This window comes from Achromobacter sp. GQ309, from assembly GCF_059759315.1.
The window spans coordinates 162,556-177,083 of the sequence record NZ_JCAXDP010000003.1 but is presented as its reverse complement, the minus strand read 5'-3'; the positions used below and the strand labels follow the sequence as shown (position 1 = coordinate 177,083).

The following is a 14,528-nucleotide window of genomic DNA, read 5'->3' as shown; positions in this document are numbered from 1 at the left end:
CAGGGGCTTTTTTCTTTGCACGGCGTATTCACGCCGTGCCGCATGCTCAATAAGCGGCCAGCCGCAGCGACGCCTGCGACCCGCCGGCCTGGACGGACGACACCGCCTCGACCGCCAACACCCGCTCCGCACCTCCCGGCAACCTGAACGCGCTCACCGCCCGCGTCAGATCCGCCGACTGATCCTGCATCGAGCCCGCAGCCGCCGCAGCCTCTTCCACCAACGCCGCGTTCTGCTGGGTCACCTCGTCCATCTGCGACACGGCACGGTTGACTTGTTCAATGCCATCCGCCTGCTCGGCTGAGGCCGCCGCGATTTCGCCCATGATGTCGGTCACGCGTTGCACGGAACTGACGATCTCCTGCATCGTAGCGCCGGCGCGTTCGGCGCTGCCCGAGCCCTGACCGATCTTCTGCACGGTGTCTTCGATCAGGACCTTGATTTCCTTGGCGGCCTGGGCGCTGCGCTGCGCGAGCGTTCGCACCTCGGCGGCCACGACCGCAAAGCCCTTGCCCTGCTCGCCGGCGCGCGCGGCTTCCACCGCGGCGTTGAGCGCCAGGATGTTGGTCTGGAATGCGATGCCGTCGATCACCGACACGATGTCCGAGATCTTCACCGAGCTGGCGGAGATCGCGTTCATGGTGCTGACGACTTCGGACACGGTGGCGCCGCCGCGCGATGCGGTTTCCGAGGCCGCCGCGGCGAGCTGGTTGGCCTGCTTGGCGCTGTCGGCGTTCTGCTTCACGGTAGACGACAGCTGCTCCATCGACGCGGCGGTTTCCTCCAGCGACGCAGCCTGCTGCTCGGTGCGCGAGGACAGGTCGGTGTTGCCTGCCGCGATCTCGCCGGAGGCGGACGCGATGCTGTCCACGCCGGTGCGGATCCGGGCGACCGTGCTGGCCAGGTTGGCGTTCATGGATTCCAGGGCCGCCATCAACTGGCCGATCTCGTCGCGCGAGCGCACGACGATGGTGCTGGTCAGGTCGTTTGCGGCAACCGTGCGCGCGACGCGCACGGCGTCGGACAGCGGACGGGTGATGCTGCGCGTCAGCAGCACGGACATCAACAGGCCACACACCACCGCAATGGAACCGATCACGATCATCCACAGATTCGCGTTGCCGTAAGACGCTTCGATTTCTGCGGCGCGCGCGTCGATATCGGCGCGCTGCAATTCGGACAGGCGATTGATGTTGTCAATGAACTGGCGCGTCGCGGGCAAGAACTCCTGCGTGAAGATCTTGTTGGCGGCGTCCACGTTGCCTTCCTGCTTGGCCTTGAAGATGCCGTCGCGGGTGCGCAGGTATTCGCTGCGCGCCTTGCCAATGCCTTGCCAAAGCACCTTTTCCTCGTCGCTTTCAATCAAGGGCTCGATCTTCTGCTGCAAGGCCGACGAGTTGCGGGTCGATGCCGCGGCTTCCTCGGCGAAGAAGCCTGCCAGGCTGGCGTCAGCACTCTTGGCGATGGCGGTGGTCCGGGTGACGCCCGACTGGATGTTGCGCGCCCAGTCGTTGATCAGGCGTTCCTTTGTGAGGGATCGCTGCGTCAGCGTTTCGACCGATTCGTTGATGTTGGCCAGGCTGACCAGCCCGACAATGCACATGACCATGATCATGGCCAGCAAGATGGCGAAACCACCCGCAAGGCGGGTTCCAAGCTTCATGTTTTTCATACTGCCTCCGGCGACTTCCAGGGCGGTGTGAATGCGTGCTCGGGCGGATGCCTTGGCGGCGGGATTGCGCCGCCGCCAATTCAAGCCAGATGCTCGCAAGCCCCTGGTTATCCGCCCCCAATAATGGTGTCCGTTGTGTCTGAAATTGCCGGCGGAGAGTTCGGATTTTCGAGGGTTCTCGCGACGGTCGAACGGATGCTAGCAGCCCGGATTTGGGCGGCATCGGGGGAAATGAAGGCGTTATTGACACAACCTCCTCGCATTGCCTGAAAGGCGTCGGCAGCGTTGTAAAAAAGCCGCTATCGCTGACCGAATCAACGGGAAAACCCAGGCAAGAAAAACGGCCCGAAGGCCGCGGAAACTCAGGTCGGCGACGTCGGCCGCGCAAGCTGGAAGGTGTCCGTACTGCGCGCGTACCAGCCGCCGCCGTGCATGCGGGCAATAAGTCCCAGCGCCGGCGTATCCACATGCCCGCGTTCGGCGTCCCGCACATAGGCGTCTTCGACATGCGCGCCCAGCACGCGCCCGATAACCACAATCTGTCGCGGACCGGTCACCACCGTTGCCTGGCTGACACACTCCAGCGACACCGGACTGCCCTGGATGCGGGGCGGTCGCACATGGGTGGCGGGCAGCGCGGTCAAACCGGCCGCGGCCATCTCGTCCACGTCCGCCGGGTAATCGGCGCAGGTCTGGTTCATCTCGCGGACCAGGAATTCCGGCACCAGATTCACCACGAACTCGCCGTTCTCGATGATGTTGGCGCCGGTGTCCTTGAATTCCCCGCCAGCATGGCGCATCAGGCCGATCGCGACCGTCGGCGGCTGATGCCCCATCACGTTGAAGAAACTGAACGGCGCGGCGTTGACGACGCCTTTGCCCGACACGGTGGTGACCCACGCGATCGGACGCGGCGTGACGGTCGAGGTGAGGATGTTGTAGACCGTCTGCGCCGGCAAGGCGTTGAAATCAAAATGCATCGATCATGCCTCCTGCTGCCCGGCGGCGGCGCCGGTGGCCGAGACCGCGCGCTTTTCGCGGGTGTCCACCTGAAGCTGGAAGACGTCGGGGCGGGCGTAGTGCCCGGACACGTCGAAGTCGTACTTGCCGCGCAGGATCTGGTTGGGTTCGATGTCGGCGTACAGGATGGTCTCGTCCGAGAAATCCGGACCGGCCAGCACCTCGCCCAGCGGACCGATGATGGCGCTGCCGCCGCGCATCAGGACCGTGTCCGGCGCGTCGCCCAACGCGCATTCGAAGTCCTCGGGGTAGGCGCTGCGGCGCAGGTGCTGGCACGCGGTCAACACGTAGCAGCGCCCTTCCAGCGCAATGTGGCGCATGCTGGGCACCCAGGTGTCGCGATCGTCCGCCGTGGGTGCGCAATACAGCGCGACGCCCTGGCTGTACATGTACATGCGCAGCATGGGCATGTAGTTTTCCCAGCAGATCACCGCGCCGATCTTGCCGTAGGGGGTGTCGATGACGGGCATGGTGGACCCGTCGCCGAAACCCCAGATCAGGCGTTCCCCAGCGGTCGGCATCAGCTTGCGATGCTTGCCCGCCAGGCCGGCCTGGCCGTTGAAATACAGCACGGTGCAGTACAGCGTGCCGCCGTCGGCCTCGATGCAACCCATCACCACGAAGCTGTCGGTGTCGGCCGCGGCCTGCGCCACCAGCGCGACCTCCTCGCCGTCCAGGCGGATGGCCTGCTGATGATAGGCGGCAAAGGCGTCGCGGCCTTCGGGCTTGCGCATCCCGATGGGAGCGCCGAAGGAATTGCCCTTGGGATATCCCCCCAGGAAGGCTTCGGGAAACACCTGTACCCGGGCGCCCTGCTCGGCCGCCTGCCGGATCAGCGCGGCGGCCTTTTCGGCGCAAGCCATGCTGTCGGTGGGAATGGACGCCGCCTGGATGACGGCGGCCTTGAAGGTCTTTTGCATGGACATATCTATGCTCGCTTCCTTTTTGTCTCGTTGTTGTCAGTGGGCCGGATCTTCGTCGATGGCCTTCGCACGCGTGTTGGGCAGCAGCAGGCTGCCGATGACGCCCACGACCACCATCACCGCCACCGGGTACATCAGGCCGCCGAAGATATTGCCGATGGCCTGCGCCAGGTACGTGGCGGTAAAGGGCACGATACCGCCAAAAATGCCCGCGCCGATGTGATACGGGAACGACAGCGCCGTGTAGCGGATGCGCGCCGGGAACAATTCAACCAAATAGGACGCGACCGGGCCATAGACCATCGCGACGACGGCCGTCATCAGCACCAGGATCAGGATGATCGTGGCGCGGTCGATGCGCGCGGGATCCGCCTTCTCCGGATAGCCGGCCGCCGTCAGCGCCTTGGCGTAGGCCGCGCGGTCAAAGCCGTTGACGGTGGCGCCGCCCACGCTCATCGCAATTTCCTGCCCCGGGATCGGCGCGGCATATTCGAAGTTGATGCCCTTGCCGACCAGGAATTTCTTGGCCTGCACGCACACCTTCTTGTGGTCGGCATGGCTGCCGATCATGGCGGCCTGCAATCCAAAGTCGCACGCGCCGCCGCTGGTATCGGCATGCACGCGGACCGGCGTGGTCTGCATGGCCTGCGCCAGCGCCGGATTGCCGGCGTTGAGCAGCACGTTGAACATTGCGTGGTAACCCACGGCGCCGATGAACAGGCCGGCCATCATGATCCACTTGCGGCCCACCTTGTCCGACAGCCAGCCGAACAGCACGAAGGTCGGCGCGCCGATGATGAAGCCGATCAGGATCAGCCGGTAGACAGTGGTCTGATCAAGCTGCACGGCCTGCTGCAGGAAGATCATCACGTAGAACTGCCCGGTGAAATAGGTGGCGCCCTGGCCGGCGGTCACGCCGATCAGCGCCAGCAGCACGAGGCGCAGGCTGGGCCATTGGCCGAACGTTTCCTTGACCGGGTTCTTCGACAGGCGGTTCTGCTGCTTCATGCGCGTGAAGACGGGCGATTCGTGCAGCTTGGCGCGCACGTAGATCGAAATGGCCAGCATCACGATCGACAGGATGAACGGCAGACGCCAGCCCCACTGGCGGAAGTCCTCGGCGCTCATCGAGGCCTGGACGAGCAGGATGACGACCAGCGACAGGATCAGGCCGGCCGACGAGGTGATCTGGATCCATCCGGTCAGGAGCCCCCGGCGCCGCGGTTCGCAGTGTTCGGCAACGTAGATCACCGCGCCGCCGTATTCGCCGCCCACCGCCAGGCCCTGCACGACCCGCAGCGTCAGCAGCAGGATCCAGGACAGGTGGCCCGCCGTCTCGTAGGTGGGCAGGCAGCCGATCAGCACGGTCGCGCCGCCCATCATGACGACGGTGATCAGGAAGGTGTATTTGCGGCCCAGCTTGTCGCCCAGATAGCCGAACATCACCGCGCCCAGCGGCCGGATGATGAAGCCCACGGCCAGTGCGCCCAGGGCGGCCAAGAGCGCGACGGTGGGGTTGTCCTGCGGAAAGAGGACCTGGCTCATGAAGACGGCCAGCGTTCCGTAGATGAAAAAGTCATACCACTCGAACAGCGTGCCCAGCGTCGAGGCGACCACGACCTGACGTTCTTCCTTGCGGCTCAGCGTCGGCCCGGCGTCGAGCCTGGGCATTGCGACATTTGCTTCCATGCTTGCTTTCCCCTGTCGTTTTAGATTGATAGTGCTGTACGCATTAACTATTATCAAAGTTAAGCCCGGACGGGAAAAAGCTAGGGGAAACCCGGCGCGGACTGGAAAAGCGGGGAAAAGGCCGCTGCTACACTGCCGCCACGCACACTGTGGAGGCAGCAATGGCAAGGCCCGCCGGCAAGATTGAAAAGAATTCGGAACAGGCGCCGGCCACGGCGCGCAGGGGCATCCAGTCGATCGAGGTGGGGTTCCGGATCCTGGACGTCATCCGCAAGACCGGCCGCCCGATGCCGCTCAAGGAAATCGCTGACGCCTGTGCGCTGACGGTGCCCAACGTCCACTATTACCTGGTGAGCTTCCAGAAAGTGGGCGTGGTGCAGCAGCACGCCGACACCGGCCACTACGGCCTGGGTCCGTATGCGTTGCGGCTGGGGCTGGCCGCGCTGGAGCAATTCGACGTGTTCACGACGGCGCGCCCGATCATGGCCGAGGTGGCCGCGGCCACGGGTCACACGGTGTTCCTGGGCGTGTGGGGCAACAAGGGCCCCACGATTGTCTACCGCGTCGAAGGCAGCCGCAGCCGGCCGCTGCTCGAATTGCGCGTGGGCACGGTGATGCCGCTGCTGTCGTCCGCGCTGGGCCGAAATTTCCTGGCGCACCTGCCCGATGCGCTGACCCGCGAGCTGCTGGAACAGGAGCTGGCCTCATCCGTGCCCGAAAGCCACGGCGGCACCGCCGGCAATGCCTACACGATGGCGGACGTGCAGGCCATTCGCGACGAAGTGCAGAAGCACCACATCAGCCGCTGCCGCCACGCGCTGCTGCCGCATTTCACGTCGTTGTCCGCGCCCATCTTCGACATGCTGGGCGAAATGAAGGCCGCCATCACGCTGATGGGACCGGTCGGCGCGGTGGACGACGACCTGGAATCCGAAACCGCGCGCCTGCTCAGCGAAAAAGCCCGCTCGATCTCGGCGACGGCGGGCTGGGTGGATCCTGAGGCGCGGTAAGCGCTACCCCTCCGCCACGATCTTCGCGTCCTGGATTGTCTTCGCGTACTTCTGCTGTTCGCTCTTCATGAATTCGGCAAAGCGCTGCACGCCCCCGCCGCCGTCTTCCGCGCCCACCTGCGCCAGTTTCTCCTGCACGTCCGGCATCGCCAGCACATGGTCGATGTCGCGGTTCATGCGCTGGACCATGGCGGCAGGCATACCGCCCGGGCCAACCATACCGAACCAGATGCTGGCCTCGAAGCCCGGATAGCCCTGCTCGGCCACCGTCGGCACATTGGGCTGGCTCTTGGAACGCTTCTGCAGCGTCTGGGCCAGCGCGATGACCTTGCCGGACTGGATCAGCGGCGTGGCGGTGGTCATTCCCTCGAAGCAATATTGCACGTGGCCGCCCAGCAGGTCGTTCATCAGCGGCGCCGATCCCTTGTACGGCACGTGCAGCACGTCGATGCCGGCGCGCGCCTTGAAGATTTCCAGCGCCAGATGCTGCGCGGATCCGCTGCCCGCCGATCCGAACACGATCTTGCCGGGCTGCGCGCGGCATAGCTGGACGAGTTCGGGCAACGTCTTGGCCGGCTGGCTGGCGCCGCCGATCAATATGGTGGGCGTCTTGCCGACCAGCGCGATGGGCGTGAAGTCCTTGTCCACCGAATACGCCAGCTTGGGCTGCAGGCCGGGCGCGATGCCATGGCTGTTCACGTGCGCCATCAGCAGCGTATTGCCGTCGCCGGGCTGGCGGGCGACCTGCTCGGCCGCAATGATGCCGGCCGCACCCGCGCGGTTTTCGACGATGACGGGCATGTTCCACAGCACGCCGAGCTTCTGCCCCAGCAGCCGGGCCAGCACGTCCGTGCCGCCGCCCGCGGGAAACCCCACCACGATCTTCACCGGCCCGGAGGGCATGTCCTGCGCCCGCGCCGCCGACGGCAGCACAAGGGCCGCCCCCAGCGCCGCGGCGCTGGTCATGAATTGCCTACGTTGCATCGTTGTCTCCTCGCGCGCCGGTCCGACGGCCGGCAACTGGTTATGTGGAACTGCCTGCCGCTGTTGCATCCGGCCGTCTGACGCGGCCTGGATGCGGACCTTCGGGTACTACGCCTGCATGAACCGGCGCCGCTGCCGCATGTGCACGGCATGCAACCTTTGCGCGGCGCCGGTCGACGAGCCTGATGGAAGACGGGCCTAATGGAAGACGGGCCTAACGGGCGACGCGCGTCCACTTGCCGAAGCGTTCGACTATGCGCTCGTCAAAGCCGAACCCCAGACCCGGCTCCTGATGCAGAATCACGCGGCCCTGCTTGTGGGTCAGTTGGCGGTCGACCAGCTTGCGGAAATTCAGGACCTGATCGTCCCAGAAGAATTCGACATAGCGCGCATTGGGCGTGGCCGCGACCAGCGGCGCATGCACGTCGTGGAACCAGTGCGGGCACACGACCACGCCGTAGCTGGCTGCGGTGGCGGCGATACGCTTCCATTCGGTGATGCCGCCGCAAACCGCCGCATCCGTCTGCAGGATGCCCGCCGCGCCCTTGTCCAGCAGTTCCTTGTGATACCAGCGGCCGTAGCCGATCTCGGCGGTGGCTATCGGTAGATGCGTCAGGCGCGCCAACTTGGCGTGGCTGTCGATGTCATCCGGACTGAACGGTTCTTCGATGAAGTACGGCTCGTATTGTTCGAAGCGGCGGATGTATTGCATGGCCTGCGTCACGTCCTGCCAGGCGTTGTTGCAGTCCATCATCAGCTCGACGTCCGGACCCACGGCTTCGCGCGCGGCCTTCAGGCGCGCTTCTTCCTCGCGCGGCGACAGGCGGCCGGTCTTCATCTTGACGGCGCCAAACCCCTTGGCCACGTAGCTGGCCATTTCCTCGCCGAGATGCTGCGGGGTCTTGCCATCGAGGTAGTAACCGCCGCTGGCGTAGGCCGGCACGGATTCCAGTTCGACCGCGCCCAGGAACTTGTGCAGCGGCAGGCCCGCGGTCTTGGCGTTCAGATCCCACAGTGCGATGTCCAGCGCGCTCAACGCGCGCATCACGGTGCCTTGGCGGCCTTGCAGCAGCGCTTCCTGATACATGGATTGCCACAGGCCTTCGACCGCGTGCGAGTCCTTGCCGAGCAGCACGGGGCCCAAGAGGCTCTGGACGGCGGCCTCGAAGATCGCGCCGCCGGCGCTGCCGACGTAGCAAAAGCCGATGCCCTCCACGCCATCGGTGGAGCGCACCTTGACCAGGCCGTAGTGGCGGGTGGACACGGTACGGTTGGAAAACGAGGTGACTTTATCCAGAGGCACCGCCGCGGCGCATACGTCTATGGATTCAATGATGGGCACGGGTGGCTCCTTGAAAGCAGTGAAATCGACTGGACCGATCGGCGCGCCGCGCGCTGCCTGATCGCCTGGACGTATTCTTCTCCGGACCAAAGAAAACAACAATTATCTTCACGCATCTTTAGAATATGGAAAAACCATTTTCTGAAAAGGGCACGCGGCTTTGGATTCGCGCTTTCTACAGACCTATGTGCATGTGGTGGAACTCGGCTCCATCGCCCAGGCCGCCCGGCATCAGGGGCTGACACCGGCCACGGTGCAGCAGCGGTTGCGCGCGCTGGAGGCGGACGTGGGCAGCGCACTGATTGCGCGCTCGGGCCGCACGGTCAAACCCACGCCCGCCGGCGTGCGCATCCTGGAACGCGCGCGCGCCATCCTGCGCGACGTGCGTGACCTGCGCTCGGCCGCGTCGGACACGGACCTGCCGGCCGGCCCCTTGCGGCTGGGCGCCACCCCCACCGCCTTGACCGGCATCATGCCGCCGGTGCTGCGCACGTGGGTGACCCGGCATCCGCGCATCGAGATCTACATAGAACCCGCGCCGACCACGCTGCTGTACAGCAAGGTGCTGTCGGGCGAACTGGACGGCGCGCTGCTGGTGCACCCGCTGTTTCCCATTCCCAAGACCTGCGTGTGGCGCGACTTGCGGCACGAGCCCCTGGTGCTGGTCACCCCCGCCGACATGCAGGTCGACGACCCCTTGGCCGTCATCGTTCGGGAGCCGTATATCTGCTACGACCGCAGCGTGGTGGGCGGCAAGATGGCGGACGACTACCTGCGCGCGCGCAGCCTGCGTCCGCGCGTCCGCTTTGAACTGGACGGCATCGAATCCATTGCCAAACTGGTCGCCGAAGGGTTGGGTGTCGCGCTGCTGCCCGATTGGGCCAGTACGGGCACACCGTCCGCGCACGTCAAACGCTGGCCGCTGCCCGAACCTTGTCCGGTCAGGACGGTGGGGGCGATCTGGTTGCGCTCCGGCGTGCGTTCGGAATTGATGCGGGCGTTTGTGGAATTGGCCGAGTCGCAACTCGGCCTGGGCGCCGCGGCCGCGCAGCGCGCCCGCTAGGCGATGGCGTCTTCGCCGTTGCGCGCCACGACCACGCCGTTGGACACCACCAGGCGCCGGGGCGTGCGCTGCACCACGGCTTGGGCAATGCAACTGGCGTCGGCCAGCACCAGGTCGGCACGCGCGCCGGGGGCCAGGCCGTAATCCGCAAACCCGCAGGCGCGGGCTGCCGCGCGGGTCACGCATTCAAACGCCCACTCGATCTCGTCGTCGCGGCGCAGATCGTTGCGCAGCCCGATCAGCGCGGCGCGTTCCAGCATGTCCGGGCTGCCGTACGGCGTCCAGGTGTCCCGGATGCCGTCGTTGCCGCCGAACAGCGTCACGGCCGCCTCGCGGCAGGCCCGCACCGCAGGCACCGGCCGCGAGGCCGGCGCGGTGGTCAGCAGGGCCACGTCCAGCAACGCCAGCCGCCGAAGCAGCCCGTTCAAACGAGCGGCGTCGAGGGCGCCCAGACAGAAGGCGTGGCTGATCACGACCTTGCCTTTCATGTCCAGCGCCTGCACCCGGTCAAGGATCAGCTCCAGCGTGAAGGCGCCGAGTTCGCCGGGTTCGTGCAGATGAATGTCGACCGGTTTGCCATGCTTGTCGGCCAGGCGGAACAGCACGTCCAGGGATTTCACGGGGTCGCGGTCGATGGCGGATGGGTCCAGTCCGCCCAGCACGTCCGCCCCGCCGGCAAGTGCCTGGTCCAGCAGCTCGGCCGTGCCGGCACGGGCCAAGAGACCGGATTGCGGAAAGGCCACCGTCTGGATCTCGACGCGGCCGGCCAGCGCCTGCCGCGTGGCATGCACGCCTTCCAGATGCTTCAACCCGGCGTCGGTGTCGACGTCAACGTGGGTGCGGATCCGCGTCGTGCCCGCCCGCAGAAATGCGAGCGCCAATGCGTGCGAGTGGCTGGCGGCGTCATGTGCCGTGGCGGCGCGCCAGTTGCGTTCGTTGTCGATGCGGTCGGTGAGGGACGGTCCGACCTTGTTCACGTACCAGGCGGAACCCCAGGTCGTTTTGTCCAGATGGGTGTGGCCCTCGATGAGGGCGGGCAGCAGCAAGGCGCCCCCGCCGTCTTCGACGTTTACGCCGGGATCGGCATCGAGACCCGGTCCGATCCGCAGGATGCGGCCGCCGCGCACCAGGACGTCAACGCCCTCGCCTTGTGCCGTGCGGACGTTCTTGAGGAGCAGATCCGCCATCTCAGACTTGAGGCGGCTCGATCCAGAAGAAACGTTCGCCTTGCCGGACCATGTCGGCGACGCCTTCGGCGCCGATGCGATAGTCCGTGCCCATGAGCGTGGCGCCGCCGTCTTCATGAATATGGATGACGGCCAGCGGGTCGTTGGCCATGGTGTACCAGTAGTAACCGGGCTTGAGATTGTGGAGGTCGGTAGTCATTGGTCGAGTATACAAATAACGCCCAGGCGTTTTCAAAAAGACAACACATATGAAGCGCCCTACCTGACAGGTAAGTCGTGACACGTCATACTCCGCATGCGGAGCTTGAGCAAGTCTCAAGCAGGTGGCACGTGCCGGCCCCGGCCATAACAGCAATAAGCGCGCAAGCGTTCATCGCGAGGGATACAGCTAGCACATGAAACGGCAGTTACTTCAATTCAGCGAACCGCTCAAGCAAGCCATTCTGGATGGCGCCAAGGTGCAAAGCCGGCGCATCCTCAAGCCGCAGCCGTCCAAGTTCACTACGGTCTGGTATGCGGACGCCGCGGATTCCGGAAGATGGGTGGCCATGGGACCGTCACCGGATAAACCTTCCGAATTGCGCAAGACTTCGAGCTGGGTCAGGTGCCCCTATGGCAAATCGGGCGAAACCATCATCCTGGCCGATGAAGCGGGCTCGCCTTTTGCCAGCGCCGTCGTCGTGGGCGTACGCATTCAGCGGCTACAGAACCTGACCGAGGCCGACGCGCGTGCCGAAGGCACGCAGTCGCTTTATCAGAGTTCTGCGCTATTGCCGGGCGTGCCTCTGCAGACTGCGTTCGCGCTGATGTGGTGCGAACGTTATGGCGCACATGCGTGGGCGGCCAATCCCTGGGTGTGGGTGGTCGAATACCGCCAGACGACGCCTTACAACAAGTCGGACTACTAGCCGGCTGGTGTGCCGCAACAACACCGGTACGGCTGCACGCCTGGAGTTAGTGTCCAGCTGTAACACCAGCCCTCCGCTTCAGTTAATTCCATCCTATTTCAATCGACTTCAATCGCGAACTCGCCAGAGCGGGCGCCCGCTGCCGCAGTGCAGCACGCGCACCCGCTTGAAAACGGGGGCGGTTGCGGATTGTCGCCATTGCGCCCGGGATGCTTACGAATAGCTTGCGCAAACCGCCGAAAATAGCACCAACGAATACTCAACTTTGCTGCGTCTCGCAGCAGGCAGGTGCAAGATGAAAAAATGGCTTATTGCAGGTGTCGGTGCCGCGGGTCTGCTGATTTCCAGCGTCGCCCTGGCCCGCGTGGACGTTGGTATCTCGATCGGTGTTCCAGGCGTCGTCTATCCCGCACCCGTCTACGTGGCCCCGGCGCCGGTGTACGTCGCACCGCCCCCACCGGTGTATTACCGTCCTGCACCGGTTTATGTCGCGCCGCCCGTCGTTTATCCGGGGCCGGTGTATTACGGTGGCGGCCGCTATTACGACCGCCGCGAATGGCGAGGCCCGGGGCCCCGCCACGGCCATTACCGCGGCCACGGCCATGGACATGGGCGCGACCGTCACTGAATATGCCCGGCGGCAAAAAGCAAAGGCCACTCTTGCGAGTGGCCTTTTTTCGTCGGGGCAATGTCCGGTGTCCCGCGCGACGACCTGTCAGGCCGCGGGGGCCTGGACGGGTTTTGCGGCCAGCGAGGCCGGTTGTTGCAATACCGGTTTGGCCTTTTCATCGGCCCAACGCGGCGATTCCTGAACGAGATCAATCCAGCGGCGCGGCGCACTGGACGCCCGCCACCAACCATTATGCGGACGCATGAGCAAACTCCGGTTCACCGTTGAAACGCACACCATTGATGCCCTGAAACAGATGACGGCTTTCCTGTTCTGCTTCGTGCAATTCAGCGAAGGGCGGCTGTCCCGGCACGGTCCAGCATTTTTCGGGTGCGGTACCGCCAATACGGCGGGTCCATATTTGCACCCGATAGCCCTGCTCGTCTTCCTTTGCCACAGAGCATCTCACACGAAAATCTCCAATCATTCTTGAAGTCATGGACAACTCCTTGTTATATAAGTGAATGAAGCGTGTAGAACGCCGGTGTATTGTGCCGTAACTATCCGGCCCTTTTATGCCAAATACACAATTGCTCACATCAAAAATTAAGCACTCACGCGAGCACGATAGCGTTCCAAAACGACAGGAATATGTCGGCAATGATAAAAAAAAACGGAGCCCGAAGGCTCCGTCTTTTTATCAGCCATATGGCCGATGGACGTGCGCCAATATCAGGGCTTGAGTACCGAAATACCACCCATGTACGGCTGCAGCGCTTCCGGAATCAGCACACTGCCGTCGGCCTGCTGGTGATTTTCCAGCACGGCGACCAGCGCACGGCCAACCGCCAATCCCGAACCGTTCAGCGTGTGCACGTATTCCGGCTTGCCTTGGGCATTGCGGAAACGCGCCTGCATGCGGCGGGCCTGGAAGGTTTCGCAGTTGGACACCGACGAGATCTCGCGCCAGGTGTTTTGCGCCGGCAGCCAGACTTCCAGGTCATAGGTCTTGGCCGAACCAAAGCCCATGTCGCCCGTGCACAGCAGCACGACGCGGTAAGGCAGGTTCAGCAACTGCAGCACGCGCTCGGCGTGGCCGACCATTTCTTCCAGCGCGTCGTACGACTGGTCCGGCTGCGTGATCTGCACCATTTCAACCTTGTCGAACTGGTGCTGACGGATCATGCCGCGGGTGTCGCGGCCGCCGCTGCCGGCTTCGGAGCGGAAGCACGGCGTGTGGGCAGTGAGCTTGAGCGGCAGATCGGCGGCAGCCTGGATCGCGCCGCTGGCCACGCTGGTCAGCGTGATTTCCGACGTGGAGATCAGGTACTGGTCTTCACGCACATACGGCTTGCCCTGGTCGTCGACCTTGGGATCGTCGTCGCCGCCGCCCTTGGAGACCGCGAACATGTCGTCCTTGAACTTGGGCAACTGACCCGTGCCGTACAGCGTCGAGGCATTGACGATGTAGGGGGTGTAGCACTCGGTATAGCCGTGGGTGCCGGTTTGCAGGTCCAGCATGAACTGCGCCAGCGCGCGGTGCAGGCGGGCGATGGGGCCGCGCATGAACGAAAAGCGCGCGCCCGACAGCTTGGCGGCCATGTCGAAGTCCAGGCCCAGCGGTTCGCCCAGCGACACGTGGTCGCGCGCTTCGAAGGCCAGCGCAGGCGGGTTGCCGTCAGCGCCCGCTTCGCCAGGCAGCCAGCGGCGGACCTCGACGTTGTCGTCGGCGGATTCGCCCAGCGGCACGCTGGCGTGCGGCAGGTTCGGCACCGACATCAGCAGGTCGTTGAGCGGCTGCTGCAGCGCAGCCAGCTCTTCTTCGAGCTGCTTCAGGCGCTCGGGCACGGCCTGCGATTCCGCCATGACGGCGCTGGCGTCCTCGCCCTTGGCCTTCAGTTGGCCGATCTGCTTGGCCAGCGCATTGCGGCGGGCTTGCAGGGACTCGGTCTCGGTCTGGACGGCCTTGCGGCGAGACTCCAGGTCGTTGAACCGTTCCGTGTCGAAGGCGACGCCGCGGGTCTTCAGGCGGTCTACGACGGTTTGCAGGTCTTTACGCAGCAGTATCGGGTCTAGCATGGTGAGGTCGGTGAGGTTGCAAAAAAGGTGGCGGGACTTTG

The 14,528-nt window shown here is 64.7% G+C and carries 14 protein-coding genes; 4 read left to right on the top strand and 10 right to left on the bottom strand.

What is annotated here, in order from left to right; all coding sequences use genetic code 11:
• Positions 1 to 46: 46 nt before the first annotated feature.
• From AC6CIE_RS10230 to AC6CIE_RS10215, 4 genes are all read right to left on the bottom strand, one after another.
• Positions 47 to 1,663 carry a methyl-accepting chemotaxis protein gene (locus tag AC6CIE_RS10230; RefSeq protein WP_281359591.1) on the bottom strand — a complete coding sequence of 539 codons (1,617 nt, stop codon included), beginning with the start codon at positions 1,661 to 1,663 and terminating at the stop codon, positions 47 to 49.
• A gap of 371 nt (positions 1,664 to 2,034) precedes the next feature.
• A complete protein-coding gene (locus AC6CIE_RS10225; RefSeq protein ID WP_175137235.1) occupies positions 2,035 to 2,652 on the bottom strand; it encodes a flavin reductase family protein in 618 nt (205 codons plus the stop codon).
• Positions 2,653 to 2,655: 3 nt separating this feature from the next.
• Entirely contained in the window at positions 2,656 to 3,618 is a 963-nt protein-coding gene (locus AC6CIE_RS10220) for a carbon-nitrogen hydrolase family protein (protein WP_175137234.1), read from the bottom strand.
• A 33-nt stretch (positions 3,619 to 3,651) separates the two neighbouring features.
• A complete protein-coding gene (locus AC6CIE_RS10215) occupies positions 3,652 to 5,304 on the bottom strand; it encodes an MFS transporter (protein WP_498092191.1) in 1,653 nt (550 codons plus the stop codon).
• A 161-nt stretch (positions 5,305 to 5,465) separates the two neighbouring features.
• On the opposite strand from AC6CIE_RS10215, the gene AC6CIE_RS10210 reads away from it, so the two are divergent.
• On the top strand, positions 5,466 to 6,314 hold the full coding sequence (locus tag AC6CIE_RS10210) for an IclR family transcriptional regulator (RefSeq protein ID WP_218344878.1): 849 nt from the start codon (positions 5,466 to 5,468) through the stop codon (positions 6,312 to 6,314).
• Positions 6,315 to 6,317: 3 nt separating this feature from the next.
• Here AC6CIE_RS10210 and AC6CIE_RS10205 read toward each other — a convergent pair whose 3' ends face one another.
• A complete protein-coding gene (locus tag AC6CIE_RS10205) occupies positions 6,318 to 7,298 on the bottom strand; it encodes a Bug family tripartite tricarboxylate transporter substrate binding protein (RefSeq protein ID WP_498092190.1) in 981 nt (326 codons plus the stop codon).
• Between the two features lie 214 nt (positions 7,299 to 7,512).
• Positions 7,513 to 8,640 carry a mandelate racemase/muconate lactonizing enzyme family protein gene (locus AC6CIE_RS10200; RefSeq protein WP_498092189.1) on the bottom strand — a complete coding sequence of 376 codons (1,128 nt, stop codon included), beginning with the start codon at positions 8,638 to 8,640 and terminating at the stop codon, positions 7,513 to 7,515.
• Positions 8,641 to 8,800: 160 nt separating this feature from the next.
• On the opposite strand from AC6CIE_RS10200, the gene AC6CIE_RS10195 reads away from it, so the two are divergent.
• Positions 8,801 to 9,703 (top strand): LysR family transcriptional regulator, encoded by a 903-nt coding sequence (locus AC6CIE_RS10195; RefSeq protein WP_498092188.1) that lies wholly within the window; start codon positions 8,801 to 8,803, stop codon positions 9,701 to 9,703.
• On the opposite strand, the gene AC6CIE_RS10190 is transcribed toward AC6CIE_RS10195, so the two are convergent.
• Both AC6CIE_RS10190 and AC6CIE_RS10185 read right to left on the bottom strand, forming a co-directional pair.
• On the bottom strand, positions 9,700 to 10,890 hold the full coding sequence (locus AC6CIE_RS10190; protein ID WP_498092187.1) for an amidohydrolase family protein: 1,191 nt from the start codon (positions 10,888 to 10,890) through the stop codon (positions 9,700 to 9,702). The genes AC6CIE_RS10195 and AC6CIE_RS10190 overlap by 4 nt on opposite strands.
• A gap of 1 nt (position 10,891) precedes the next feature.
• Entirely contained in the window at positions 10,892 to 11,089 is a 198-nt protein-coding gene (locus AC6CIE_RS10185; RefSeq protein WP_056568607.1) for a hypothetical protein, read from the bottom strand.
• A 196-nt stretch (positions 11,090 to 11,285) separates the two neighbouring features.
• On the opposite strand from AC6CIE_RS10185, the gene AC6CIE_RS10180 reads away from it, so the two are divergent.
• A complete protein-coding gene (locus tag AC6CIE_RS10180; RefSeq protein ID WP_175123123.1) occupies positions 11,286 to 11,798 on the top strand; it encodes an ASCH domain-containing protein in 513 nt (170 codons plus the stop codon).
• 295 nt (positions 11,799 to 12,093) lie between these two features.
• Entirely contained in the window at positions 12,094 to 12,426 is a 333-nt protein-coding gene (locus AC6CIE_RS10175) for a virulence factor (protein WP_218344881.1), read from the top strand.
• A gap of 232 nt (positions 12,427 to 12,658) precedes the next feature.
• Here AC6CIE_RS10175 and AC6CIE_RS10170 read toward each other — a convergent pair whose 3' ends face one another.
• Positions 12,659 to 12,907, bottom strand: coding sequence for a hypothetical protein (locus AC6CIE_RS10170; RefSeq protein ID WP_175123125.1), 249 nt, complete (start codon positions 12,905 to 12,907; stop codon positions 12,659 to 12,661).
• 233 nt (positions 12,908 to 13,140) lie between these two features.
• A complete protein-coding gene (serS, locus tag AC6CIE_RS10165) occupies positions 13,141 to 14,487 on the bottom strand; it encodes a serine--tRNA ligase (protein ID WP_175137226.1) in 1,347 nt (448 codons plus the stop codon).
• Between the last annotated feature and the right edge of the window lie 41 nt (positions 14,488 to 14,528).

What these genes read in the sequence shown, in the direction of transcription:
- AC6CIE_RS10230 (WP_281359591.1), bottom strand. Translation starts at nt 1,663, where the DNA reads ATGAAGCTTGGAACCCGCCTTGCGGGTGGTTTCGCCATCTTGCTGGCC.
- AC6CIE_RS10225 (WP_175137235.1), bottom strand. Translation starts at nt 2,652, where the DNA reads ATGCATTTTGATTTCAACGCCTTGCCGGCGCAGACGGTCTACAACATC.
- AC6CIE_RS10220 (WP_175137234.1), bottom strand. Translation starts at nt 3,618, where the DNA reads ATGTCCATGCAAAAGACCTTCAAGGCCGCCGTCATCCAGGCGGCGTCC.
- AC6CIE_RS10215 (WP_498092191.1), bottom strand. Translation starts at nt 5,304, where the DNA reads ATGGAAGCAAATGTCGCAATGCCCAGGCTCGACGCCGGGCCGACGCTG.
- AC6CIE_RS10210 (WP_218344878.1), top strand. Translation starts at nt 5,466, where the DNA reads ATGGCAAGGCCCGCCGGCAAGATTGAAAAGAATTCGGAACAGGCGCCG.
- AC6CIE_RS10205 (WP_498092190.1), bottom strand. Translation starts at nt 7,298, where the DNA reads ATGCAACGTAGGCAATTCATGACCAGCGCCGCGGCGCTGGGGGCGGCC.
- AC6CIE_RS10190 (WP_498092187.1), bottom strand. Translation starts at nt 10,890, where the DNA reads ATGGCGGATCTGCTCCTCAAGAACGTCCGCACGGCACAAGGCGAGGGC.
- AC6CIE_RS10185 (WP_056568607.1), bottom strand. Translation starts at nt 11,089, where the DNA reads ATGACTACCGACCTCCACAATCTCAAGCCCGGTTACTACTGGTACACC.
- AC6CIE_RS10180 (WP_175123123.1), top strand. Translation starts at nt 11,286, where the DNA reads ATGAAACGGCAGTTACTTCAATTCAGCGAACCGCTCAAGCAAGCCATT.
- AC6CIE_RS10175 (WP_218344881.1), top strand. Translation starts at nt 12,094, where the DNA reads ATGAAAAAATGGCTTATTGCAGGTGTCGGTGCCGCGGGTCTGCTGATT.
- AC6CIE_RS10170 (WP_175123125.1), bottom strand. Translation starts at nt 12,907, where the DNA reads ATGACTTCAAGAATGATTGGAGATTTTCGTGTGAGATGCTCTGTGGCA.
- serS (WP_175137226.1), bottom strand. Translation starts at nt 14,487, where the DNA reads ATGCTAGACCCGATACTGCTGCGTAAAGACCTGCAAACCGTCGTAGAC.